Here is a 23,169-nt window from a genome sequence, read left to right as displayed (position 1 = left end):
GAACCACCCCTTCCCATCTCGAACAGGGCCGTGAAACGAACTTGCGCCAATGATAGTGTACTCTTCGTATGCGAAAGTAGGTCATCCCCAAGCTCCTTACATAAAAACCCAGCACAATAGTGCTGGGTTTTTTATTGCTCAAAATAAATAATATCTAGTGCTAAACCTAGCCAGCCAGACGATGCTATGCAGATTACAGGCAGAAAAAAACCCGGTGCAAGCACCGGGTTAAAGTCTATTTAGAGATACTCAAAATAGACTGCCATGAAATCTGTACTGCTTTTTGTTTGCACCGCTTAGGCGGTTGTTGATTAGAGTCTTCTCCCTCGTTTTTAAGTATAGTAAAAGAGTGGCGAGTCCCTGTCATTGACCCATGTGGGCTATTAAAAATCAGCGCGTGTTGGTGTTCTTTCACCATTCATTTCTTGTGTTATGTCGACTGTGTTGCATCGCATGCTTGGCTATGAATTTAAACGAAAATTTGGTATAATCGAAATGATAGATGGGCGTTACGCCCATTTTTTGTTTTCGGACGTTACGTTTTGAGTTAAGGGTGCGTATGCAAAATTTGCATTCGGTGGTTGAAAAGACGGTTGCCCAGTTGGGGTATGAGTTGGTTGATTTTGAAACAGCCAATCGTGGCAAATTGCTGCGCGTGTTTATCGACAAACTGACGCCGAAAGACAATAAAGACAGTGTCACCATTGATGATTGTGTATTGGTAAGTAATCAGCTTGGTAATGTGTTAACCGTTGAGCTGGATATTGATTATGACCGCCTAGAAGTGTCTTCCGCCGGTTTGGATCGCGTACTAAGCAAAGAGGCCGATTTTGTGCGCTTTGCCGGTGAGCGTGCGCTAATCAAGTTGCGTATCGGTATTCAAGACGATGGTCCAAAGGCCACTAAAACCAGTCTGCCAAGAAAAACATTTTTGGGGCTGTTGCAAGGGGTTGAAGCAGGTAAAGTGGTAGTTGAGTGCGATGGCTGGATTTATAGATTGTCGCTGGATAATATTGATAAGGCTCGTTTGAGCCCTGTCTTTGATTAATTTGTTATAGCTAATCCGTACGGTGAGTTGGAGATTACGATGAGTCGTGAATTATTGTTGTTGGTTGATGCCCTAGCCCACGAAAAAAACGTGGATAAAGAGGTGATTTTTACTGCCTTGGAACTGGCATTGGCTTCGGCAACGAAAAAGAACCATGAAGAAGGTGCTGATATCCGCGTGGAAATTGACCGCGAAACCGGTGATTATGCCACCTTTAGACGTTGGCAATATGTGGAATACGACCTGCTGGAAAGCTCTGCTTACCAATTCGATGAAGAGGATGAGCGTGCAGCCAGCAGACAGATCGGTGATTACTACGAAGAGCCATTAGAGTCGATCTCATTTGGCCGTATCGGGGCACAAGCTGCCAAGCAAGTGATTTTGCAAAAAGTGCGAGAAGCTGAGCGCGAGCAAATGATTCAGGATTTCCTGGCACGTGGCGAAAACCTGGTCACTGGCGTGATCAAACGCATGGAAAAAGGCAATGCGATCATTGAAGTGGGTCGTATTGAATGCTTGTTGCCACGTGAGGCGATGATTCAGAAAGAAAACCTGCGCGTGGGTGACCGTGTGCGTGCTTATTTGTCACGTGTTGACCGCGGTGGCCGTGGTCCACAATTAATTTTGTCACGCGTGGCACCAGACTTTCTCAAGCGTTTGTTTGAGCTCGAAGTGCCGGAAATTGAAGAAGGCTTGTTGGAGATTCGCTCTGCGGCGCGTGATCCAGGTTTGCGTTCTAAAATTGCCGTGAAAACCAATGACCAGCGTCTGGACCCAGTGGGTACTTGCGTGGGTATGCGCGGCTCCCGTGTGCAGGCGGTGACGTCTGAACTGGGTGGCGAGCGTGTGGATATCGTGTTATGGAGTATGGATCCGGCACAGTTCGTGATCAATGCGCTGGCACCGGCTGAAGTGACCTCCATCGTCGTCGATGAAGATGCACACAGCATGGATGTGGTGGTGAACGAAGAGCAATTGGCGGTGGCGATTGGTCGTAACGGCCAAAACGTACGCTTGGCTTCTGAACTGACGGGTTGGAACTTGAATATTCTGACCGAAGAAGCCGCAGCACAAAAAAGCCAGGACGAATATGCCAAAATCAGCCAGCTGTTTATTGAAAAGCTGGATGTGGATGAAGAAGTGGCTGACATTCTGGTGCAAGAAGGCTTTAGTACGCTGGAAGAGATTGCTTACGTGCCATTGGCCGAGATGGCTGAAATCGAGGCGTTTGATGAAGATACCATCAACGAATTGCGCTCTCGTGCGCGTGCAGCATTGCTGACAGAGGCCATTGCCAAAGAAGAGAAAGTTGAAGAAGACACCAACGATTTGATGACACTGGAAGGCATGGATGCAGATACAGCCCATAAGCTGGCTGCGAACGAAATCCACACCAGTGAAGATCTGGCTGAACTGGCCGTCGATGAGTTGGTGGAGTTGACAGGAATAGATGAAGAGCGTGCCAAGTCATTGATTATGACTGCACGGGCACCTTGGTTTAAGTAACCTATGCGGTTAAGACATCATGCATACATCTTAATTAAAAAATAAAGTAATTGAACTGGAGCAGTACATGGCACTTTCAACCGTCGCACAATTTGCCGCAGAGCTGGGTCTTCCAACGACTCTGCTTATCGAGCAACTGAAAAGCGCAGGCGTTAACAAAACGTCTGTGGATGATTTTTTGGAAGAAGGTGACAAGGCTGCCTTGCTGGATTACTTGCGTAAAGAGCATGGTGCGGCAAACGCGCCCAAAAATAAAATCACCTTAACCCGCAAGCAAAATACTGAGATCAAAAAGCTCGACAGCTCAGGTAAGGCGCGTACGATTCAAGTGGAGGTGCGCAAAAAACGCGTACTGGAGCGCCCGGAAATTGGTTTTGACCAGCCGGTTGATGCTACTTACGAAGAAGCTGAAAGCGCTTTGCCGGAAGTCTTGGACGAATTGCCTGTAGAGATTGAGGAAGTCATTGCTGAAACGCCTGTGGTTGAAGAGGTGGCTGAAGTCCTGCCCGAGCCAGAACCTGAGCCAGTTGAGACTCCGGTAGTGGTTGAATCTGCCCCTGTGGTTGAGACGCCTGCGCCTGTCGTAGCGAAAAAAACAGCGGTGCTTTCGGCGCAGGAAATTGCTTTGCGCGAGAACGAAGCGGTGCGTGCCGCTAAGCTGGCTGCCTTGCAAGCTGAGGATGTTCAGCGCAAGCAAGCATTGACCTTGCGTCGTGCAGAAGAAGAAGCAAAACGCCAGGCCGAGGCAGAAGCAGCGAAGAATAAACCGGCAGCGACTAAGCTGTCTGAAGGCACTTTGCACAAGCCGGCCAACAAAGTGGCTGATAAACCAGAAACCAAAGACAAAAAGGCCAAGACCGATAATCGCGACTGGACCGATAACGAAAACAAAAAACGCGGTATTAAAACCCGCGGTGATGCCCCGGCTGGTGGTGCTCAGGGCTGGCGTACACCCAAAGGTAAACACCACAAATCAAGCAAAGATGACCAACATGCATTCAATGCGCCGACTGAGCCATTGATCAAAGAGGTGATGGTGCCTGAAACCATTTCAGTGGCTGACCTGGCACACAAAATGTCAGTCAAAGCTGCAGAAGTGATCAAGGCCTTGATGAAAATGGGCATGATGGTGACCATTAACCAGGTACTGGATCAAGATACAGCGATCATTCTGGTAGAAGAAATGGGCCATAAAGCGCAAGCTGCGGCTGCAAACGACCCAGAAAGCTTCCTGGAAGAGACGGAAACAGTCGAAGCGGTGATGGAAGCGCGTCCGCCAGTGGTGACAGTGATGGGTCACGTTGACCATGGTAAAACCTCATTGCTGGATTACATTCGTCGTAGCCGTGTGGCCTCTGGCGAAGCCGGTGGCATTACCCAGCATATTGGTGCTTACCACGTGGAAACACCACGCGGCATGGTGACTTTCCTTGATACGCCTGGTCACGAGGCGTTTACCGCCATGCGTGCCCGTGGTGCCAAGGCCACCGATATTGTGATTCTGGTGGTGTCTGCCGATGATGGCGTGATGCCGCAAACGATTGAAGCGATTCACCATGCCAAAGCGGGTAATGTGCCTATCGTGGTGGCGATCAATAAGGTGGATAAACCAGAAGCGCAACCTGACCGTGTGAAAAACGAATTGATTTCGCACGAAGTGGTGCCTGAAGAATATGGCGGTGAAACCATGTTCCGTGAAGTGTCTGCCAAAACCGGCAAAGGCATTGATGAGTTGCTCGAAGCCGTGCTGTTGCAGGCAGAAGTACTGGAACTGACTTCACCACAAAATACCCCGGCCAAAGGCTTGGTGATTGAAGGCCGCCTGGACAAAGGTCGCGGCCCGGTGTCTACCGTATTGGTACAGTCTGGTGTGCTGCGCCGTGGTGACATGTTGCTGGCGGGTACGGCTTATGGTCGTGTACGCGCCATGCTGGACGAAAACGGCAATGACATTAAAGAAGCGGGTCCTTCGATCCCGGTGGAAGTGTTGGGCTTGTCTGACGTGCCTAGCGCCGGTGAAGAAACCATTGTATTGAACGATGAACGTAAGGCGCGTGAAATCGCCCTGTTCCGTCAAGGCAAGTTCCGCGATGTGAAGCTGGCCAAGCAGCAAGCAGCCAAACTGGAAAACATGTTTGAGCAGATGGCTGAAGGTGAAGTGCAAACACTGAACCTCATTATCAAGTCTGATGTTCAGGGGTCATTTGAAGCCTTGACTACCAGCTTGCAGAAACTCTCAACCAATGAAGTGCGCGTGAATATCATTCACACGGCCGTGGGTGCGATCAGCGAGTCTGATGTGAACCTGGCGGCGGCGTCTAAAGCGGTGTTGATCGGCTTTAACGTGCGTGCGGATGCCGGTGCCCGTAAATTGGTGGAAAATCTGGATGTAGACCTGCGTTACTACAACATCATTTACGAAGCCGTTGATGAAATCAAAGCGGCACTGGGTGGTATGTTGGCTCCAGAACACAAAGAGCAGATGATAGGCACTGTCGAAATCCGCGAAGTGTTCAAGATTTCCAAAGTGGGTTCGATTGCCGGTTGTTATGTGCAGGATGGTGTGGTTAAACGCAACTCCAAAGTACGCGTACTGCGCAACAATGTGATTATTCACACTGGTGAGCTGGATTCTCTGAAGCGCTTTAAAGACGACGTTAAAGAAGTCAAAAACAACTTCGAGTGCGGCCTGTCTCTCAAGAACTACAACGAGATCGAAGTGGGCGATATTCTGGAAGTCTACGAAGTCGTTGAAGTGGCTAGAACGCTGTAATGGCTAAAGCATTTTCAAGAACTGACCGTGTCTCAGAGCAAATGCGCCGTGAACTGGCGGATTTGCTCATGTTTGAGGTCAAAGATCCGCGCGTACAGATGGTGACCTTGACCGGTGTTGAGGTGACTGGCGACATGGCGCATGCCAAAGTGTTTTATACCGCCGCAAAAAATAGCAAAGGCTTGCAGGCCGGGCTAGAAAAAGCTGCTGGCTTTTTGCGCTCGCAGTTGGGCAAACGCATGATGCTGCGTACCATGCCGCAATTACACTTTGTCTATGACGAATCCATAGACCGCGGCATGCACATGGACAAGCTGATCAATGCAGCGTTGTCTGATACACCGCCGCAAGACTAATTTCTCCCTTTTTTATCTATGCAAACCAAACGCATTAAACGCGCCGTGAGCGGCGTGTTATTGCTCGACAAACCGTATGGTTTTTCTTCCAACCAGGCCTTGCAAAAGGTCAAGTGGTTATATCAGGCGCAAAAAGCAGGACACACTGGCACGCTGGACCCTTTGGCGACCGGCGTGTTGCCTATCTGCCTAGGGGAGGCTACCAAGTTTGCCCAGCATTTAACTGATGAAAATAAAACCTATGTGGCGACCGTCAAGTTTGGTGTGACCACCACCACCGGCGATAAAGAAGGCGATGTGGTCAGCCAGGTGGATTGTGAGATCAGCCGCGCGCAGATTGAGCAGGTGTTGCCGCAATTTATGGGTGAGATCACGCAAGTGCCACCGATGTATTCGGCACTCAAGGTGAACGGCAAGCCTTTGTATGAATACGCGCGCGATGGTGTCGAGTTGGAGCGTAAACCACGCCAGGTGACGATTTATGCCTTGCGTGTGCTCGGTTGTGCCGATAACAGTGCAGAGATTGAAGTCACCTGTAGCAAAGGCACTTACATTCGCACCCTGGGTGAGGATATTGGTAAAGCCTTGCAGGCTGGCGCGCATTTAACTGCCTTACGCCGCACGGCGACGGCCACCTACCAGATTGCGCATACGGTGACCATTGAAGCATTAGAACAGATGACCGCCGAACAGCGTGATGCCTTGTTACTGCCGGTGGATACCGCGATCACGGCGTTACCAAAAATCGAGCTGCAAGACGATGCGGCTTATTATTTCAAGCAGGGTAATCCGGTGTGGGTGTCAGGCATTATTCCGCCAGGCGAACTGCGTATTTATAGTGAGGCTGGCCTGTTTCTGGGCGTCGGTTTTCAACAGCGCGACGGCCGCATCGCGCCCAAACGCGTGGTCAATCTCTAAACTGGCTAATCCAGCCGCTTGACTACTTGATTGCTTGGCTTGCCACCAATGCGGCAAGTTTTTACAATCCATAGATTGCCCCTTAATTTGGCCGCTAGCCATGAAGCGATATTGTTCTCCTCTGCTGTCGGGACTATTAGTGTTGAGTCCCTTGCTGCTCTGCATGCCTGAGGCTGTTGCGCAGGATGGCGCATCAGCCAGCTCTGGCAAGCCGCCCATTACCATCTTGTATGACGCCCGCTTTGAAACACATGACCCAGGGCCTGAGCATCCGGAGCAAGCGCATCGCGTCAGTGCGATTGTGGAGCGCTTGCAACAGCCGTCGTGGCAACCATTGTTGCGCTGGCCTGCTTTTGCTGCGGCCACGCGTGCAGATTTATTACGCGTGCACAGCGCCGCTTATCTCGATTTGCTAGATGCTGAGCAAGCACATGTCCATGCTGGGGAGCGCAGGCTACTCAGTACTGGCGACACGGTGATTTCGCCACACTCGGTGGCGGTGGCGACACTGGCTTCTGGTGCGGGCATGGCAGGCGTGGATGCCATCATGTCTCAGCCATCCGCGACCGCATTTGCCCTGGTGCGCCCACCCGGTCATCACGCCACCCGCGAACGCGGGATGGGATTTTGTCTGATTAACCATATTGCCGTTGCGGCGCGTTATGCCCAGCAGCGTTACGCCATTCAACGCATTTTAATTATTGATATCGACGTGCATCATGGCAATGGCACGCAGGCGATTTTTGAGGCAGATAACAGCGTCTTTTATTTTAGTGCGCATCAGCATCCCTTGTATCCCGGCAGTGGTCGTCCGTCTGAACAGGGGATAGGCGCCGGGCTGGGCTATACCATGAATGTGGATGTGCACCCAGGCAGCAACGAACAAGTGCTTTTGCATGCATTAGCGCAGCAGTTGGCGCCTGCCATGCAGCAATTCCGACCGCAACTCGTCCTGGTGTCGGCCGGGCTGGATGCACATGCCGGTGATCGTTTAGGGGCGTTGCAATACACAGATGCGGGATATAGCAATATCGCCACCCGCATTAAACAGCTGGCCGAGACTTATGCGCAAGGACGTATGCTGTGGCTGCTGGAAGGCGGCTATGTGCCCGTGCAAAATGCCAATGCGGTGGAAGCGATTCTCAGTGCATTGCTGCGCTAGAGGTGGCTGTTCATTCGATTGTCATAAATATATGCTAATATATTCAAGATGTTAAAACGCTTTTATGTGTATTTTCTGTTGGCCATGCTGTTTGCCATTGCGCAAACTGGCATTGCTACGCACGAAATTAGCCACATCAAAGAGCTGACTCAGCAGTCACAACCCGATAAAAAACAAGGCAATGAGCCTTGTACCTTGTGTATTAGCTTAGCGCATGCCGCTGGCGCGCTGACACAAACGCCGCAGTGGCATTTGCCGCCACTGTCTCAGGTTACCCTCCCCGCCGCAGCGATTATTGCGGTCAATACGCATCACGTTGCCGTTTATTCTGCACGTGCGCCACCCTTCATGACTTCCGCCTGATTATTAAACGCGCCCTGACTGGCAAAGCCATGTCTGGTGCACATTTATTTTGAGTACAGTGCAGCTTGCACTGTCTCTATCATGTCTGGAAACGCAATGAATATGATGAAACAGATGGCGCCTGCCTGGCGTCACAAACCGCTATGGCTGGCGATGATGGCCGCATTAACGACACCTGTCTTAGCTGCAGATAACACTTCAAATATCGATCTTGATCAAGTGCCGGTGACCGGCAATCCTTTAGGTGTCGCGTCGGATGATATGGTCGTCCCGGTGTCCGTGCTTGGGGGCCGCGAATTAAGCCTGCGCCGCCAAGGCACGCTGGGTGAGACGCTCAACGGCATCCCAGGCGTCACGGCGACGCAGTTTGGCCCCAATGCCTCACGCCCGATTATCCGCGGTCTGGATGGTGAGCGCGTGCGCATCATGCAAAACGGTGTCGGTGTGCTCGATGCTTCTTCCCTGAGCTTTGACCATGCCGTGGGTATAGATCCGTTGATTATTGAGCAGATTGACGTCGTACGCGGGCCTGCGGCCTTGCTCTACGGCGGTAGCGCGATGGGTGGCGTGGTCAACGCCATTGACCATCGTATCCCGAAAGAGTCTTTAGATGGGTATACCGGTCGTGCTGAGGCGCGCTTTGGCGGGCCGGATAATACGCGCAACGGCGCGGCAGTGATGGACGTTGGTAACGGCATCTTTGCGCTGCATGCCGATGTGTATAGCCGCGAAACCAGCAATCTGGAGATTCCAGGCTATGCTGTGTCTAAGCGCAAAAGCCGGGCAGATGGTACGCCGCGCGACAGCAAGGGCGATGGCAAATTGAATAATAGTGCTGCGCTGGCAAACGGCGGTGCGTTGGGCGCATCTTGGACCTTTGATACTGGCTACCTGGGCGTATCCTATGCTGATTCGAATAACAACTATGGTACGGTGGCAGAAGACAGTGTACGCATCGATATGCAAAACAAACGTCTGGAACTGGCGGGTGAAGTGCGCGATTTAAAGGGACCGTTGCAAAAACTCAAATTGCGCATGGCCCATACGGATTATCAGCACGTTGAGCTGGAAGATGGTGTGGTTGGAACGACATTTAAAAATCGCGGTATGGAAGGTAGCTTAGAGGCAACCCATGTGCCGCTGGGTAAGGTCAATGGTGTATTGGGTTATCAGTTCCAGAATACCCGTTTTCAGGCCTTGGGTGAGGAAGCATTCGTGCCTAGCGTGGTGACACAGTCACAGGCGCTCTACGTCTATGAAGAGCTGCCTATTGATAAGCACAAAATCACATTTGGCGGGCGACTGGGTGAGACAACCGTTAACTCCAGTGCAGATGTCATTTTTACGCAAGCATTTAACAACCGCTTTAATCCGAACAGTTTTGCCTTGGGTGGTTTATACACCATTGATGATGCCTGGAGTGCAACGGCTAATCTTTCACATAACGAACGCGCACCTAGCTACTTTGAGCTGTATGCCAATGGTGAGCATGTGGCCACTGGCCAGTTTGAGGTGGGTAATGCCAATCTCAACAAAGAAACGTCAAATGGTATTGATGCCCAGCTAAAGTGGAAAGCTAATGGACATAGCATCACTTTCGGTGCCTATGCGACGCGTTTCCAGAACTTTATCGGTTTGTTTAATAACGGCGCAACCGACCCAGGCTCAGGCTTGCCGATCGCAAACTTTCAAGCGGTCCCCGCCCTGTTTAAAGGCCTTGAGCTCGAAGGTAAGTTTGCCTTGAATGATGAGTGGGCACTCAAGCTGCGTGGTGACTATGTGCATGCTAAAGACACCCGCAACAACGAATACTTGCCGCGTATCTCGCCATTGCGATTGGGGGGCGGGCTCGATTACCGTTTAGGCAACTGGAACGCGCGTATGGATGTGTTGCACGCTTTTAAGCAAAACAATGTGGCTGAAAACGAACTGAAAACCGATGGATATACCAACCTCAGTGCGTTGGTCGCCTTCAAGCTGCCTGTGAAATACAACGTAGAGTTGTTTGCTAAAGCCAATAACCTGCTCAATGATGAGATTCGCGAGCATGCGTCTTTTCTGAAGGATATTTCGCCTGCCGGGGCGCGATCAATTCTGGTTGGCGCCAGGGCTGATTTCTAAGCTAAATGAATGAATAAAAAAGGTTGGCATTGCCAACCTTTTTTAATGAGTGTGCTAGCTGAGATTAGCCTAGTAAGATTAATCCCCACACTACGCCTAGATTGATCAGCGCCAATAATACCGCTGCGCTGCCAATGTCCTTGGCGCGTTTGGCCAAAGCGTGGCGCTCAATAGAGACGCGATCAACCACGGCCTCAACCGCAGAGTTGAGCAATTCAACGATCATGACCAGCAGCACGCTGCCAACCATCAGGATGCGGTGTAACGCCTCAGCCTCTAGATAAAAGGCCAATGGGATCAACACCAGTGACAGCCAGACCTCCTGGCGGAAAGCGTCCTCGTGTTGGTAGGCGGCTTTAAAGCCATCCATCGAGTAGCCAAAGGCATTGATTAAGCGACGAAGACCAGTTTTGCCTTTAAACGGACTTTCCTGGTGGCTGGAGGGTTGATTGTTTTGCATGGTTTATCTCTAAATTGCGACATCATATTTTAACATGCGCTATGATAGCGCTTTTAGCAGTATAGTGAGGAACGAACATGGCAAGATTAGTGCAATGTGTGAAGTTGGGCAAAGAGCTGGAAGGCATGGATTTTCCGCCGTATCCTGGTGAATTGGGCAAAAAGATTTATATGCATGTGTCCAAAGAGGCCTGGGCTGGTTGGTTAAAGCAACAAACCATGCTGGTGAACGAAAACCGTTTGAGCCTGGCAGATGCCAGTGCCAGAAAGTATTTGTCAGAGCAAACTGAAAAGTACTTTTTTGGCGAAGGCGCCGATACTGCCAGTGGTTATGTACCACCCAGCGCTTAACTGACTTCGCGCATTAAAAAAGCACTCCTAGGAGTGCTTTTTTGTTTTTGTTGCCGCTTAAGATTGTGTTTCGCGCTGAATGTCTTCCAGGCTGGTGTGGCGTACATCTTTGCCTTTCACCATGTAGACGACGTATTCGGAAATGTTTTTGGCATGATCACCAATCCGCTCAACCGCTTTCGCCACAAACAGCACTTCGAGTGACATGGAGATGGTGCGCGGGTCTTCCAGCATAAAGGTAATCAGCTGACGCATGGCGGCGCGGAACTGCTCATCGACTTGCTCGTCCTGCTTGGCCACCTCAACCGTTTGGCTCACGTCCAGGCGGGCGAAAGAATCCAGAGAAGTGCGCAACATTTCACGCACAATACCAACCATGGATTTAATCTCGTTAAACCGTGGCTTGTACATACGGTCCTGCTCATAAATACGCTGAGCAGTACGCGCAATTTTGGTTGCTTCATCGCCAATGCGCTCGAGATCGGTGATGGTTTTCACCATCATCATGATCATGCGCAAATCACGTGCGGCAGGTTGTCTGCGGGCAATGATATGGCTGCAATCTTCATCCACTTGCACTTCCAGTGCATTGACGCGCGTGTCACGCTCCATCACATCTTTGGCCAGGTTGACGTCAGCACTGGTCAGTGCCTCCAGCGCATTCACAATCTGCTGCTCAACCAGCCCCCCCATTTCCAGAACCTTGGCGCGTACCGATTCCAGTTCTACATCGTATTGCTTAGAGGTATGTTCAAATTGCATGACAAATTTTCCTAATTATTGTGCCGGTGCAGGTTACCAGCACAATATGACAACTTCATGATGATTTTGCAATTACTTTGTCAGTGTCTTCACACCGTTAGGAGTCGCCAGCAACAAGACGTTCGCAGGGCGAGCGGCAAACAGACCATTGGTCACAACGCCAACGATCGCATTGATTTTGGCTTCCAGTTCAATCGGGTCGCTAATGGTCAAACCATGCACGTCCAGAATCAGGTTGCCGTTGTCGGTGGTGAAGTCACGCAGTTTTGGCTGGCCGCCCAGTTTCACCAGTTCACGTGCCACGTGGCTACGCGCCATAGGCAACACTTCTACTGGTAATGGGAACTTGCCCAACACCGGTACGAATTTGCTTTCGTCGCAGATACAGATAAAAGATTTAGCCACCGCTGCCACGATTTTTTCACGCGTCAACGCACCGCCGCCGCCTTTGAGCATATGCATGTGTTCGGTGATTTCGTCGGCACCATCGACGTAAATGTCCAGGCTGTCCACACTGTTCAAGTCAAACACTTCAATGCCGTGACCACGCAGGCGTTCTGCGGTCGCTTCTGAGCTGGCCACTGCGCCGTTAATTTTGTGTTTTACTTTGGCCAGTTCATCAATAAAAAAGTTGGCGGTTGAGCCAGTGCCCACACCAATAATACCGTCTTTAACATAAGTCACTGCAGCTTTTGCCACTTCGAGTTTCAGTGCATCTTGTTGTGCTTTATCCATTGCCATGTGCTTCAATCCTTGATTAATTCTTTATAATACAAACAATTCTCTATCATAACACTGCAACCCTGCGGTTTTAAAATCTTAACGTATTTCATGACCATCAATTACCGCGAAAAAATCGAACACTCCCAAGTCTATGCAGTGGCCAGGCATACGCCGCTCGATGAGATGCCCAACCTGTCTGCGCGCTTTAAAAACCGGGTGTTATTAAAGCGTGAAGACATGCAGCCAGTGTTTTCGTTCAAGCTGCGCGGCGCCTATAACAAAATGGCTAACCTGCCGCCTGAAGCACTGGCACGCGGCGTGATTTGTGCCAGCGCTGGTAACCACGCACAAGGCGTGGCGCTTAGCGCGCAAAAGATGGGTTGTCGCGCGGTGATTGTGATGCCAATCACCACGCCTGCGATCAAGGTCAATGCGGTGCGTGCACGTGGCGCTGAAGTGGTGTTATTCGGTGACAGCTACTCCGATGCTTATGCGTATGCGCTGGAAATTGAAAAGACCGAAGGTCTGACCTTTGTACACCCGTATGATGACCCGGATGTGATCGCTGGACAGGGCACCATCGCGCTGGAAATCGTGCAGGATCATCCTGAGCCGATAGAAGCGATTTTTTGCTGCGTTGGCGGCGGTGGGTTGCTGGCAGGTATTGCCGCCTACATCAAAGCCGTACGGCCTGAGATCAAGGTGATTGGCGTTGAAGCGCAGGATGCCGAAGCCATGACCGAGTCAGTGAAACTTGGCCAACGGGTGATGCTGGAACAAGTGGGCTTGTTCGCGGATGGCGCGGCGGTGAAGCAAGTCGGCGAGCATACGTTTGCCCTGGTGCAGCAGTATGTGGACGAGATGATGGTGGTCGATAACGATGAAGTGTGCGCGGCGATTAAAGACGTGTTTGAGGATACGCGCAGCATACTCGAACCAGCTGGTGCCTTGTCTTTGGCTGGCCTCAAGGCCTACAGTGAAAAACATGGTTTGCAAGGCAAAACCATGATTGCGATCGCCTCAGGTGCCAATATGAACTTTGACCGCCTGCGCTTTATTGCCGAGCGTGCCGAGTTGGGTGAACATCGCGAAGCCGTCTTTGCGGTGACGATTCCGGAAACGCCCGGTGCATTTAAAGCGTTTTGCCGCCAGTTGGGTAGCCGTAACATCACCGAATTCAATTACCGTTTTTCTGATACCCAACAGGCGCATATTTTTGTCGGCCTGGCCGTGCACAATCCGGCAGAAGCGGCACAGATTGCCAGCACGCTAGAGGCCGCAGGTTTGCCGACCCTGAATTTAAGTGACAACGAAATGGCCAAACTGCACCTGCGCCACCTGGTGGGTGGTCACGCACCGCAAGCGCAAAATGAGGTGGTTTACCGCTTTGAGTTCCCGGAAAAACCAGGTGCATTAATGAACTTTCTCGAATCCATGGGTCACAACTGGAACATCAGTTTGTTTCACTACCGTAATCATGGCGCCGATTTTGGCCGTGTGCTGGTTGGGATGCAGGTGCCGCCAGAAGATAAAGCCGCGTTTGAGCAGTTTTTGCAGCAACTGGGTTATCCTTATTGGGATGAAAGCCAAAACCCGGCTTATCGTTTGTTCCTCGGCTAGTTTATGGTTAAGCTACGATGGCTGTAAAAAGCCATCATGGTGGCTGCTTACAGCCGATATGGTTGGTGGCGATGCCAAAAGCAATCATGGGCCATGGTTTGGCAGTGAGTATGATTCTTGCTGCATACATAGGCTTTAAATATAAAAATCAGGAGATAAATGCAAATGTTGAATTCACAATTGGTGCGCCGTACGCGCACAAGCTTGCTGTTGCTGGCATTGGTTGCTACGGTTGCCGCCTGTAACAAACAGGAAGAGCCTGCCGCTGAAGCGGCTGCGCCCGCAGCTGAGTCTACCGCTGGCGCAGTGGCTTATGTGTCAACCCAGGATGCTGGCGTCAATGTGATTAATCTGGCTACCATGCAGGTCACCAAGCAGTTGGACGTCAAGGCACAAGGCCCGCGTGGTCTGGCGGTGACTGACGATGGTAAGCGGTTGGTGGTTGCTACGCGTGAAAATGGCAGTGTTTCCGTGATTGATACGGCGACCGGCGAAGTGGTTAAACAGATTGAGGTCGGTAAAAACCCTGAGTTTGTGCGTATCAGCGGTAACTATGCGTTTGTCTCCTCCGAGCCTAGTGCCAAGGCAGGCCCGCCACCAAAACCAGGTGCTAAGCCTGCAGAAGAGGACGATGACGACGATGATGAAAAAATCCCGGCCAAAATCGCAGTGATAGATTTGACCAAGGGTGAGAAGATTCGTGAAATCACGGGTGGCCCGGAAACCGAAGGCCTGGAATTTTCAGCCGATGGTAAACAGCTGGTGATTACCAATGAAGCCGATAACACCGTGACTGTGCATAACATTGAGACTGGCGAACTGGTGAAAACCATCCCGACCCATGAATACGGTGATAGACCACGCGGTATTAAAGTCTCGCCAGATGGGAATACTTACCTGGCGACATTGGAGTTTGGTAATAAGATCCTGGTGCTGGATAAAGACTTTAATGTCGTGCGCACGGTGGATACGGCTGAAACGCCTTACGGTATTGCTTACGACAGCAAGGGTGAGCGTATTTTTGTCGCCACTAACAAGGCTAAGTTGTTACAAGTGTTCGATGCCAAGACCTTTGAAAAGCTCAAAGAAGTGCCGACCGCTAACCGTTGCTGGCATTTCAGCTTTACCCCGGACAACAAGAATATCTTGCTGGCGTGTGGTAAGTCTGATGCGGTGCTGGTGATCGATGCCGACAAGCTGGAAGTGACCAGCCAGGTGGAAGTGAAGAACATGCCTTGGGGTGTGGTCACTTTCCCTAAAGCGATGGGTAGCTTGGAGCGCGCGAAATAATAAGCGTATCGCTTAGACGTTAAAAAGCCCGCAATTGCGGGCTTTTTAATTGCGATATTAGGCGCAAGGCTTAGGCGCTGCGTTTGCGAATCCAGAAGGTGAACACACCTTCAGCTTCTTGAGTGTCTAGTAAGGTATGGCCGGTTTGGCGGCAAAATGCGTCAAAGTCTTTTTTTGAGCCAGGGTCGGTGGCGGTGATTTTAAGCACTTGCTCTGCGGTGAGCTCATTGAGAGCTTTTTTACAGCGCAAGATAGGCAACGGGCAATTTAAATTGCGGGCATCAAGGTCTTTATCGCTATGCATAGAGGCTCTCTAGAAACGGTTAAGCGGCACTGATGGGCAGGCCTGCATTGGCCCAGGCCAATATGCCGCCAGCCAGATGCGACACATCTGTGCGGCCTTGTGCCAGCGCAAATTCGCCTGCGGCTACCGAGCGCACGCCACTGCGGCAATAAAACACTATTTTTTTGTCTTGTGGCAGCTGGTCGAATACTGCGGTCAGATTGCCCAAGGGCACATGCAGCGCGCCAGGCAAGATGCCGGAAACCAGCTCATGATCATTGCGGATATCAACAAGCAGCAATGATGGATCATTTAATAATGGGTGTAATTCGTCCGGTGTTAAGTGTTTTAATGACATCAACAAACCCAGAAAAAGAAGCATGCCGACAGGCAAGGAAGGGAGTGGTGGCCAGAGGCAGAATCGAACTGCCGACACGAGGATTTTCAATCCTCTGCTCTACCGACTGAGCTATCTGGCCAACAGCAATTTGGGCATGTCCCGAATTGCAAGACGCGCATTATAGCAAAGAACGCAAAGAATGCACACAAAAGATAAAAAAAATCCTGATATGCTGCGCAAGCGTGATTTTTGGCCGGTGTGGATAGGCTCGCTGGCGCTAAACTTGGGTGTCGATAGGCTTTAGTGGCGATAGACTTGCTGAGTTTTGTTGTCAGTTGAAACAATCAGTGGCTGGCTGAGTCACAAAGTCAGTGGCCTGCAAACGGCGCAGGTCTGTCAGTGGCGCGTATGTCGCGATCATTCATGGTCTTTAGAGGTTGAAAGTAGGTAAAGCGGATGTCAAATTCCATCATGATTTTGGGTGAGGTGCTGGGGGATGTGTTTCCCGAGCAAACCGTCATTGGTGGCGCACCTTATAACGTGGCAAGGCATTGCCATGCCTTTGGTGCGCAGGTGCATTTGTTGACCGCCGTCGGTCACGATGCGCTGGGGGAGCGTATTCTCGCCGAGATGCAGCAGTGCGGGCTGTCAGTAGAAGGCGTGCAGCACTCCGAGCACTTGCCGACCGGGCAGGTGATGGTGCATCTGGAGCCGCATGGCCACCGTTTTGAGATTCTGGATCAGCAGGCTTATGATGATATGCAGTGGCCGCCGGTGGCCGCTTTAACCACCCAGTATCCGCCACGACTGGTTTATATCGGTTCGCTGGCATTGCGGCATGCGCCCATGCAGGCGCTGGCAGCGCAGTGGCTTAAGTTGTGTACGGGCACGGTATTTTGTGACATTAACCTGCGTGCGCCCTGGTATGACGCCGATAGCCTGCGTCTGGTATTGCAGGCGGCGGATATTCTGAAAATCAATCATGAAGAGTTGCCTGAAGTCTGTGCCTTGCTAGGCTTGCCGGTGCTGGCCGACCTCAATGACTCAGCACGGCAGCTGCTGATGGTCTTTGGCTTGAGTGAAATGTTTGTCACCTGTGGCGAGCAGGGCAGTTTTTGGCTAGACGCGTATGGCAATGGTTTTCGCGCGCCACCCATGCAGTTGCAAGTGCCTTTTGTCGACAGCGTAGGCGCGGGCGATGCCTATACTGCAGTGGTGATTCGCGGTTTACTGGCCGGTTGGTCACGGCAAACCATGCTGACGCGCGCCGCCTGGTTTGCGGCCTCTATTTGCGGCATCCGTGGTGCGGTGCCTGCACAAGCCGATTTTTATGATGATTTTTTATAATCCCTGCAAATTAATTCATCAAAACAGATGCTTAATCTGATAAAAGTCTATGCAAGGCATGCACTTGCCGATATAATGCGCGGTTCGTGTAAATTGAATGTCGGTGTGGTAGAGCAAATGGGTTGCTTGGCTGCCGCGACATTGACGCTGACTCAAAGGAAAAAAGATGGCTGTTACCGCAGAACAATCCGCAAAAATCATTAAAGAATACCAACGTAGTGAAGGTGATACAGCGAGCCCAGAAGTACAAGTGGCTTTGTTGACTAACCGTATCACTTACCTGACTGAGCACTTCAAATCCAACAAAAAAGACAACCACTCACGCCGTGGTCTGTTGGCGATGGTTAGCCAGCGTCGTCGTTTGCTGGACTACCTCAAAGGTAAAGACGTTAGCCGCTATCAAACGCTGATCGAGCGCTTGAACCTGCGTAAATAATTTGGTTAAAGTGTGACACTTAACACTGTTCACTTTTAACGAAATAAAAGCCGATGGCATGGTGATTGCCTCGGCTTTTTTGCTTTAAAAATCCCTGATCTGTTGCATTGATCGGGGGACAGATCATCAACCGCGGTGGCTTCTGTGAGTGCGTTGCATCGGCTGTTGCCAGATGTAGCGTGTTGATGGAAGTCACCACACTTAAATTGATTGTTTCGTTGAGATTGGCTATTGGGTAGTGAATAGCCATGGTAGAGAAAAGGAAAAATATGTTTGAAATTACTAAAAAAAGCATCCCGTTTGGTGAGCATACCTTAACGCTGGAAACCGGCGAAATTTCGCGCCAGGCCGATGGTGCCGTGGTTGTCAGCTATGGTGACACCGTGGTATTGGTGGCGGTGACTGCCAAGCGCTCAGTCAAAGAAGGCCAGGACTTCTTTCCACTGACGGTGGACTATCAGGAAAAAACCTATGCGGCAGGCCGCATTCCAGGTGGTTTCTTTAAACGTGAAGGTCGTCCTTCAGAAAAAGAAACCTTGACTGCACGTTTGATCGACCGCCCATTGCGTCCGTTGTTTCCAGATGCGTTTTACAATGAAGTGCAAGTGGTCGCCACTGTGTTGTCACTTGACCCTGAAATTGATTCTGATATTCCAGCTGTCATCGGTGCTTCCGCAGCATTGGCACTGTCTGGTATCCCATTCTATGGCCCGTTAGGTGCTGCACGCGTGGGTTATATCAATGGTGAATATGTCTTGAACCCAACCACAACGCAATTGAAAGAGTCTGCGTTGGATCTGGTGGTCGGTGCCACTGAATCTGCCGTGATGATGGTGGAATCAGAAGCTAAAGAATTGTCTGAAGAAGTAATGCTGGGTGCGGTTGTCTTTGGTCACGAGCAAATGCAACCTGTGATTAGCGCGATCAATGAGATGGCTGCCGAAGCAGGCAAAGATGCTTGGGACTGGACAGCGCCAGAGCCTGACTTGGCCTTGATTGAAAAAGTAGCCGCGATTGCTGCAGAAGACATCAATGCTGCCTTTAAAATCAAATCTAAAGGTGAGCGCTCTGCCAAGCTGGATGAAGTGAAGTTACGCGTGATGAGCACCTTGATCACTGAAGAAACTTCAACAGAAGAAGCTAACGCGATTAAAGATGAGTTCTTTAAGCTGGAAGCGAAAACAGTGCGTAGCCAGATCTTGAACGGCGAGCCACGGATTGATGGTCGCGATACGCGTACCGTGCGTCCGATTGTGATGCGCACAGGCGTGTTGCCACGCACCCATGGTTCAGCCTTGTTCACCCGTGGTGAAACACAGGCGCTGGTGGTTGCTACCTTGGGTACTGGCCGCGATGAGCAAACCATTGATGCCTTGGCAGGTGAATACTCTGACCGTTTTATGTTGCATTACAACATGCCTCCGTACGCGACTGGCGAAACTGGCCGTGTGGGTACGCCTAAGCGTCGTGAAATTGGTCACGGCAATCTGGCTAAGCGCGCGTTAAAAGCGGTCTTGCCGGCTAAAGAAGATTTTGATTACACCATGCGTGTAGTGTCAGAGATTACCGAGTCTAACGGTTCTAGCTCCATGGCGTCTGTCTGTGGTGGCTGCTTGTCCTTGCTGGACGCTGGTGTGCCGTTGACTGCACACGTGGCTGGCGTGGCGATGGGCCTGATTAAAGAAGGTAACCGCGTGGCTGTGCTGACTGACATTCTGGGTGACGAAGACCACCTGGGTGACATGGACTTTAAAGTGGCCGGTACCGACAAAGGCGTGACTGCGCTGCAAATGGACATCAAAATCACTGGTATCACGGCACAAATCATGCAAGTGGCACTGGCACAAGCCAAAGAAGGCCGCACCCATATTCTGGGTCTGATGAAACAATCTGTGTCTGGTGTTAACACCGAAATGTCACAGTTTGCACCACGTATCATTAGCATGAAAATCAATCCGGACAAGATTCGTGACGTGATTGGTAAGGGCGGCGCCGTGATTCAGGCACTGACCAAAGAAACCAACACCAGCATCGACATTGAAGATGACGGCACCGTGAAAATTGCATGTACCAATGCCGACGAAGGTGCAGAAGCACAACGTCGTATTGCACAAATCACCGCTGAAGTTGAAGTGGGTCAGGTCTACGAAGGCCCAGTGGTCAAGATTCTTGACTTTGGTGCCGTCGTGACTTTGATGCCAGGTAAAGATGGTCTGGTACATATTTCACAAATCGCCCACGAGCGCGTTAAGGCCGTGAGTGATTACCTCAAAGAGGGTGACATTGTGAAAGTGAAAGTGGTTGAGCTCGATGACAAAGGCAAAGTGCGCTTGAGCATGAAAGCCCTGATCGACCCACCAGCAAGAGAAGAAGCGCCAGCGGCTGAATAAGTCGTTAAGCAAACAAAAAGCCCGCGCAAGCGGGCTTTTTTGTGCCTGGGTTCAATGCACATCGGCCATCAGGAATATGTTTGCGTCAATATACGTATAGGCCAATGTGGTGCGATGCCGCATAATGCCCTCGTATGAATAATTATAAAAAAATCACACGATATTTCGCCTGGTCCTATCTAATGGCTGGCGTATTGACCAGCACATTCGTACAGGCCAATGAAGCGATAGACCTGCAAGCGGTAGAGGTGCGCGCGCACTACGATAATGCCGTTGGTACCTCGGACGCGGCCAGTGAGGGCAAGGTCAACGCCAGCCTGATTAAAAATCGGCCGATCTCGCGCACAGGCGAGATTCTTGAATTTGTACCCGGCATGATCGTGACCCAGCATAGCGGCAGCGGTAAAGCCAACCAGTTTTACCTGCGCGGGTTTAACCTTGATCATGGCACCGACTTCGTCACTTATATCGACGAGATGCCGGTCAATATGCGCACCCATGCCCATGGCCAGGGCTATACCGATTTAAATTTCCTCATCCCCGAGCTGGTCAGCCATTTGCACTATAAAAAAGGGCCATATTCGGCAGAAGAAGGGGATTTTTCGTCTGCGGGCGTGGCGCGTATGCACCTGGTCAACCGCTTACCGCAAGGTATCGCCAGCCTCACGGTGGGCAGTTATGATTACCAGCGATTATTGCTGGCAAACTCGCTAGCTGTGGCAGACGGGCATTTGCTCTATGCGCTGGATGTGAATCACTACGATGGGCCCTGGCAGGTGGCCGAAGGCGTTAAAAAATACAATGGCTTATTGCGCTACAGTGTAGGCGATGCGCATGACAGCATGACGTTAACCGCCATGGCGTATCACAACCAGTGGAACTCGACCGACCAGATTCCGTTGCGCGCCCTGCGTAGCGGGCAGTTGGGGCGCTTTGACGCGGTAGACCCCAGCGATGGTGGTGATTCTTCTCGCTATAGTGTGTCGTTCGCCAAGCAGCATCGCGACCAGCAAGGTAGCTGGCAGGTGAGTGCTTATGCGGTGCGCTCGGCACTCGATTTATATAGCAATTTCACCTATTTTCTCAACGATCCGGTGAATGGCGACCAGTTTAACCAGAGCGAAAAGCGCACCATGCTCGGCGTGAATGCCAGCAAGTCGTGGCTGGGCGAGCTCGCCGGGATGACGATGGAAAGCAAACTCGGCCTGCAAACCAGATACGACAAGTTGTCGCCAGTCGCGCTCTACAACAGCGCGCAGACGCAACGCCTGTCGCTGATCCGTTCTGACAAGGTCGAAGAAAGCAGTGCCGGATTGTTTGCGGAAAACACCCTGTGGTGGCATGAAAAATTGCGCACGCTGGCTGGCGTACGCTACGACCGTTATCAGTTTGACGTCAAAAGCAGCCTCAGTGGTAATTCTGGCACGACCAGCGATGGCATCACCTCGCCCAAACTGTCGGTGATCTTTGGGCCTTGGGCCAGCACCGAGTTTTTCTACAATATCGGCAAAGGGTTTCACAGCAACGACGCGCGTGGCACTACCCAAACCCGTTTGCCCAATGGCAACCCCGCATCGCCTGTCACGCCCTTGGTCGGCACGCGTGGCAGTGAGGTGGGTGTGCGTAGCGAGTGGATTCCAGGCTTACAAAGCTCGCTCGCTGTGTGGCAACTGGACATTGATTCTGAGCTGGTGTTTGTCGGTGACGCTGGCGAAACCGAGCCCAGCCGCGCCAGCCGCCGTTATGGCGTCGAATGGAACAACCACTATGTCGTGAGCGACTGGTTGCTGTTAGATATGGACCTCGCTCTTTCAAAAGCCCGCTTTACGCACACAGACCCTGCTGGCCAATATATCCCTGGCGCTATCAATAAAGTGGCTTCATTAGGTGCCACCGTGACCAACTGGGGCAACTGGTTTGGCAGTGTGCAATTGCGCTATTTCGGGCCAAGACCACTGATTGAAGATAACTCAGTGCGTTCCAATTCAACCTTCCTCACCTACGCACGCGTTGGCTACCGCATCAACCCAAAAACCACCATGACGCTGGATGTGTTTAATCTGTTTAACTGCAAAGCCAGCGATATCGACTATTACTACAAATCGCAACTGCGCGGCGAAACCACCCCCGTAGCAGATAAGCACTTTCACCCGGTAGAACCACGCGCAGCGCGCCTGACCTTAACCTACAACTTCTAAGCTGTAGCAGGCCATATTGCGGTATATTAAAAGCATGCGTCTTTCATAAGGCGCATGCTTTTTTAACGCTTAAACATAGTAGAGAGAGTGTATGCGCCGCATTACTATTTCGGTCGAAGATGACCTGGCCGATGCCTTTGACCAACTGGTCGCCGTCAAAGCCTATGTCAATCGCTCTGAGGCTTTTCGTGACCTCGTGCGCAAAGCGCTTGATGAGGCGGTGATTGCCAATGCCGACAACCAACAAGCAGACTGCGTCGCCTCACTCAGCTACGTCTACGACCACCACGAGCGGCAACTCGCCAGCCGGGTGAATCAACTACAACACGACCATCATGACGTGATTATCACTGCCCAGCATGTGCATTTAGATCATGATAACTGTATGGAAACGGTGATATTGAAAGGCAAAATTGCCGAGGTGGAAGCGTGCGTGAATGCGATCTCGTCACAGACGGGCGTGACGCATGCGAAGGTGCATATTATTCCGCGGTGATTGAGATACTCCACTTGTTCAATATGCCTGTAAAGGTAAACGACGGCTCTCACTCTATTCATAATGATTTATATGTGAGTTATGGCGAACAAACAAATGCAAGTTACCTAGATGTTTTTAAGGAAATTTTTAATAAATCTGGTCAACAAGGGCATTACAACATGATGATGGGTATCGAAAACAATCATGAAGAAAATGTAGTTACAACTGCTTAAGGATCACAAAAT

At 51.0% G+C, this 23,169-nt stretch carries 22 protein-coding genes and 1 tRNA gene; 17 read left to right on the top strand and 6 right to left on the bottom strand.

The genetic code is table 11. The annotated features are described in order from the left end of the window. Window positions 1-559 precede the first annotated feature (559 nt). The 8 genes from rimP (at window position 560) to E6Q52_RS11965 (ending at window position 10,247) form a co-directional block, all read left to right on the top strand. Window positions 560-1,048, top strand: coding sequence for a ribosome maturation factor RimP (gene rimP / locus E6Q52_RS12000; RefSeq protein WP_292822342.1), 489 nt, complete (start codon window positions 560-562; stop codon window positions 1,046-1,048). Between the two features lie 39 nt (window positions 1,049-1,087). Next, on the top strand, window positions 1,088-2,554 hold the full coding sequence (gene nusA, locus E6Q52_RS11995; protein ID WP_292822340.1) for a transcription termination factor NusA: 1,467 nt from the start codon (window positions 1,088-1,090) through the stop codon (window positions 2,552-2,554). A gap of 67 nt (window positions 2,555-2,621) precedes the next feature. Further along, window positions 2,622-5,327: a translation initiation factor IF-2 gene (gene infB / locus E6Q52_RS11990; protein ID WP_292822338.1), complete on the top strand. Its 2,706-nt coding sequence runs from the start codon at window positions 2,622-2,624 to the stop codon at window positions 5,325-5,327. Next, window positions 5,327-5,683, top strand: a complete 357-nt coding sequence (rbfA, locus tag E6Q52_RS11985) for a 30S ribosome-binding factor RbfA (protein ID WP_292822336.1) — start codon at window positions 5,327-5,329, stop codon at window positions 5,681-5,683. Before infB ends, rbfA begins: the two co-directional genes overlap by 1 nt. 18 nt (window positions 5,684-5,701) lie before the next feature. After that, the gene (gene truB / locus E6Q52_RS11980) at window positions 5,702-6,601 is read left to right on the top strand and encodes a tRNA pseudouridine(55) synthase TruB (RefSeq protein ID WP_292822334.1); all 900 of its coding nucleotides are present in this window, start codon (window positions 5,702-5,704) and stop codon (window positions 6,599-6,601) included. 142 nt (window positions 6,602-6,743) lie between these two features. Continuing rightward, window positions 6,744-7,763, top strand: a complete 1,020-nt coding sequence (locus E6Q52_RS11975) for a histone deacetylase (protein WP_292822332.1) — start codon at window positions 6,744-6,746, stop codon at window positions 7,761-7,763. Window positions 7,764-7,811: 48 nt separating this feature from the next. Beyond that, on the top strand, window positions 7,812-8,126 hold the full coding sequence (locus E6Q52_RS11970; RefSeq protein WP_292822330.1) for a hypothetical protein: 315 nt from the start codon (window positions 7,812-7,814) through the stop codon (window positions 8,124-8,126). A gap of 96 nt (window positions 8,127-8,222) precedes the next feature. Beyond that, entirely contained in the window at window positions 8,223-10,247 is a 2,025-nt protein-coding gene (locus E6Q52_RS11965; RefSeq protein ID WP_292822328.1) for a TonB-dependent receptor, read from the top strand. 64 nt (window positions 10,248-10,311) lie between these two features. Here the strand turns inward: E6Q52_RS11965 and E6Q52_RS11960 are convergent, their stop codons facing one another. Next, complete coding sequence (locus E6Q52_RS11960; RefSeq protein WP_292822326.1) at window positions 10,312-10,707, bottom strand: diacylglycerol kinase; 396 nt, start codon at window positions 10,705-10,707, stop codon at window positions 10,312-10,314. 77 nt (window positions 10,708-10,784) lie between these two features. Between E6Q52_RS11960 and E6Q52_RS11955 the strand changes: the two genes are divergently transcribed. Continuing rightward, window positions 10,785-11,057, top strand: coding sequence for an oxidative damage protection protein (locus E6Q52_RS11955; protein ID WP_292822324.1), 273 nt, complete (start codon window positions 10,785-10,787; stop codon window positions 11,055-11,057). 57 nt (window positions 11,058-11,114) lie between these two features. Here E6Q52_RS11955 and phoU read toward each other — a convergent pair whose 3' ends face one another. Together phoU and rpiA are read right to left on the bottom strand one after the other, a co-directional pair. Next, a complete protein-coding gene (gene phoU / locus E6Q52_RS11950; RefSeq protein ID WP_292822322.1) occupies window positions 11,115-11,819 on the bottom strand; it encodes a phosphate signaling complex protein PhoU in 705 nt (234 codons plus the stop codon). Between the two features lie 72 nt (window positions 11,820-11,891). Beyond that, the gene (rpiA, locus tag E6Q52_RS11945) at window positions 11,892-12,554 is read right to left on the bottom strand and encodes a ribose-5-phosphate isomerase RpiA (RefSeq protein WP_292822344.1); all 663 of its coding nucleotides are present in this window, start codon (window positions 12,552-12,554) and stop codon (window positions 11,892-11,894) included. A gap of 96 nt (window positions 12,555-12,650) precedes the next feature. On the opposite strand from rpiA, the gene ilvA reads away from it, so the two are divergent. Further along, window positions 12,651-14,162, top strand: coding sequence for a threonine ammonia-lyase, biosynthetic (gene ilvA / locus E6Q52_RS11940; RefSeq protein ID WP_292822320.1), 1,512 nt, complete (start codon window positions 12,651-12,653; stop codon window positions 14,160-14,162). A gap of 159 nt (window positions 14,163-14,321) precedes the next feature. After that, window positions 14,322-15,452, top strand: a complete 1,131-nt coding sequence (locus E6Q52_RS11935; protein WP_292822318.1) for a glutaminyl-peptide cyclotransferase — start codon at window positions 14,322-14,324, stop codon at window positions 15,450-15,452. A gap of 70 nt (window positions 15,453-15,522) precedes the next feature. On the opposite strand, the gene E6Q52_RS11930 is transcribed toward E6Q52_RS11935, so the two are convergent. The 3 genes from E6Q52_RS11930 to E6Q52_RS11920 all read right to left on the bottom strand — a co-directional run bounded on the left by E6Q52_RS11930 (window position 15,523) and on the right by E6Q52_RS11920 (window position 16,214). Beyond that, window positions 15,523-15,756: a sulfurtransferase TusA family protein gene (locus E6Q52_RS11930; RefSeq protein WP_292822316.1), complete on the bottom strand. Its 234-nt coding sequence runs from the start codon at window positions 15,754-15,756 to the stop codon at window positions 15,523-15,525. A gap of 19 nt (window positions 15,757-15,775) precedes the next feature. Then, window positions 15,776-16,093: a rhodanese-like domain-containing protein gene (locus tag E6Q52_RS11925; RefSeq protein WP_292822314.1), complete on the bottom strand. Its 318-nt coding sequence runs from the start codon at window positions 16,091-16,093 to the stop codon at window positions 15,776-15,778. A 45-nt stretch (window positions 16,094-16,138) separates the two neighbouring features. Next, a tRNA-Phe gene (locus E6Q52_RS11920) sits at window positions 16,139-16,214 on the bottom strand. 317 nt (window positions 16,215-16,531) lie between these two features. On the opposite strand from E6Q52_RS11920, the gene E6Q52_RS11915 reads away from it, so the two are divergent. The 6 genes from E6Q52_RS11915 (at window position 16,532) to E6Q52_RS11890 (ending at window position 23,157) form a co-directional block, all read left to right on the top strand. Next, the gene (locus tag E6Q52_RS11915; protein ID WP_292822312.1) at window positions 16,532-17,422 is read left to right on the top strand and encodes a PfkB family carbohydrate kinase; all 891 of its coding nucleotides are present in this window, start codon (window positions 16,532-16,534) and stop codon (window positions 17,420-17,422) included. Between the two features lie 166 nt (window positions 17,423-17,588). Beyond that, on the top strand, window positions 17,589-17,858 hold the full coding sequence (gene rpsO, locus E6Q52_RS11910) for a 30S ribosomal protein S15 (protein ID WP_019883778.1): 270 nt from the start codon (window positions 17,589-17,591) through the stop codon (window positions 17,856-17,858). 269 nt (window positions 17,859-18,127) lie between these two features. Next, on the top strand, window positions 18,128-20,248 hold the full coding sequence (gene pnp / locus E6Q52_RS11905; RefSeq protein ID WP_292822310.1) for a polyribonucleotide nucleotidyltransferase: 2,121 nt from the start codon (window positions 18,128-18,130) through the stop codon (window positions 20,246-20,248). Between the two features lie 182 nt (window positions 20,249-20,430). Further along, complete coding sequence (locus tag E6Q52_RS11900; RefSeq protein ID WP_292822308.1) at window positions 20,431-22,446, top strand: TonB-dependent receptor; 2,016 nt, start codon at window positions 20,431-20,433, stop codon at window positions 22,444-22,446. 91 nt (window positions 22,447-22,537) lie between these two features. Further along, window positions 22,538-22,942 (top strand): nickel-responsive transcriptional regulator NikR, encoded by a 405-nt coding sequence (gene nikR, locus E6Q52_RS11895; RefSeq protein ID WP_292822306.1) that lies wholly within the window; start codon window positions 22,538-22,540, stop codon window positions 22,940-22,942. A gap of 74 nt (window positions 22,943-23,016) precedes the next feature. Beyond that, complete coding sequence (locus E6Q52_RS11890) at window positions 23,017-23,157, top strand: hypothetical protein (protein WP_292822304.1); 141 nt, start codon at window positions 23,017-23,019, stop codon at window positions 23,155-23,157. Window positions 23,158-23,169: the final 12 nt, after the last annotated feature.

Source organism: Methylophilus sp., from assembly GCF_008015755.1.
Taxonomy (GTDB): Bacteria; Pseudomonadota; Gammaproteobacteria; order Burkholderiales; family Methylophilaceae; genus Methylophilus.
The sequence above is the reverse complement of the archived record's forward strand: the minus strand, read 5'-3'. Positions and strand labels throughout refer to the sequence as shown.

Excerpts from the sequence above, each read along its gene's own strand:
- E6Q52_RS11935 (WP_292822318.1), top strand. The coding sequence starts at position 14,322 with ATGCAAATGTTGAATTCACAATTGGTGCGCCGTACGCGCACAAGCTTG.
- E6Q52_RS11900 (WP_292822308.1), top strand. The coding sequence starts at position 20,431 with ATGGCTGGCGTATTGACCAGCACATTCGTACAGGCCAATGAAGCGATA.
- rimP (WP_292822342.1), top strand. The coding sequence starts at position 560 with ATGCAAAATTTGCATTCGGTGGTTGAAAAGACGGTTGCCCAGTTGGGG.
- E6Q52_RS11955 (WP_292822324.1), top strand. The coding sequence starts at position 10,785 with ATGGCAAGATTAGTGCAATGTGTGAAGTTGGGCAAAGAGCTGGAAGGC.
- E6Q52_RS11960 (WP_292822326.1), bottom strand. The coding sequence starts at position 10,707 with ATGCAAAACAATCAACCCTCCAGCCACCAGGAAAGTCCGTTTAAAGGC.
- truB (WP_292822334.1), top strand. The coding sequence starts at position 5,702 with ATGCAAACCAAACGCATTAAACGCGCCGTGAGCGGCGTGTTATTGCTC.
- E6Q52_RS11925 (WP_292822314.1), bottom strand. The coding sequence starts at position 16,093 with ATGTCATTAAAACACTTAACACCGGACGAATTACACCCATTATTAAAT.
- ilvA (WP_292822320.1), top strand. The coding sequence starts at position 12,651 with ATGACCATCAATTACCGCGAAAAAATCGAACACTCCCAAGTCTATGCA.
- pnp (WP_292822310.1), top strand. The coding sequence starts at position 18,128 with ATGTTTGAAATTACTAAAAAAAGCATCCCGTTTGGTGAGCATACCTTA.
- E6Q52_RS11965 (WP_292822328.1), top strand. The coding sequence starts at position 8,223 with ATGAATATGATGAAACAGATGGCGCCTGCCTGGCGTCACAAACCGCTA.
- rpsO (WP_019883778.1), top strand. The coding sequence starts at position 17,589 with ATGGCTGTTACCGCAGAACAATCCGCAAAAATCATTAAAGAATACCAA.
- rpiA (WP_292822344.1), bottom strand. The coding sequence starts at position 12,554 with ATGGATAAAGCACAACAAGATGCACTGAAACTCGAAGTGGCAAAAGCT.
- nikR (WP_292822306.1), top strand. The coding sequence starts at position 22,538 with ATGCGCCGCATTACTATTTCGGTCGAAGATGACCTGGCCGATGCCTTT.
- phoU (WP_292822322.1), bottom strand. The coding sequence starts at position 11,819 with ATGCAATTTGAACATACCTCTAAGCAATACGATGTAGAACTGGAATCG.
- E6Q52_RS11970 (WP_292822330.1), top strand. The coding sequence starts at position 7,812 with ATGTTAAAACGCTTTTATGTGTATTTTCTGTTGGCCATGCTGTTTGCC.
- E6Q52_RS11915 (WP_292822312.1), top strand. The coding sequence starts at position 16,532 with ATGTCAAATTCCATCATGATTTTGGGTGAGGTGCTGGGGGATGTGTTT.
- E6Q52_RS11930 (WP_292822316.1), bottom strand. The coding sequence starts at position 15,756 with ATGCATAGCGATAAAGACCTTGATGCCCGCAATTTAAATTGCCCGTTG.
- infB (WP_292822338.1), top strand. The coding sequence starts at position 2,622 with ATGGCACTTTCAACCGTCGCACAATTTGCCGCAGAGCTGGGTCTTCCA.
- nusA (WP_292822340.1), top strand. The coding sequence starts at position 1,088 with ATGAGTCGTGAATTATTGTTGTTGGTTGATGCCCTAGCCCACGAAAAA.
- rbfA (WP_292822336.1), top strand. The coding sequence starts at position 5,327 with ATGGCTAAAGCATTTTCAAGAACTGACCGTGTCTCAGAGCAAATGCGC.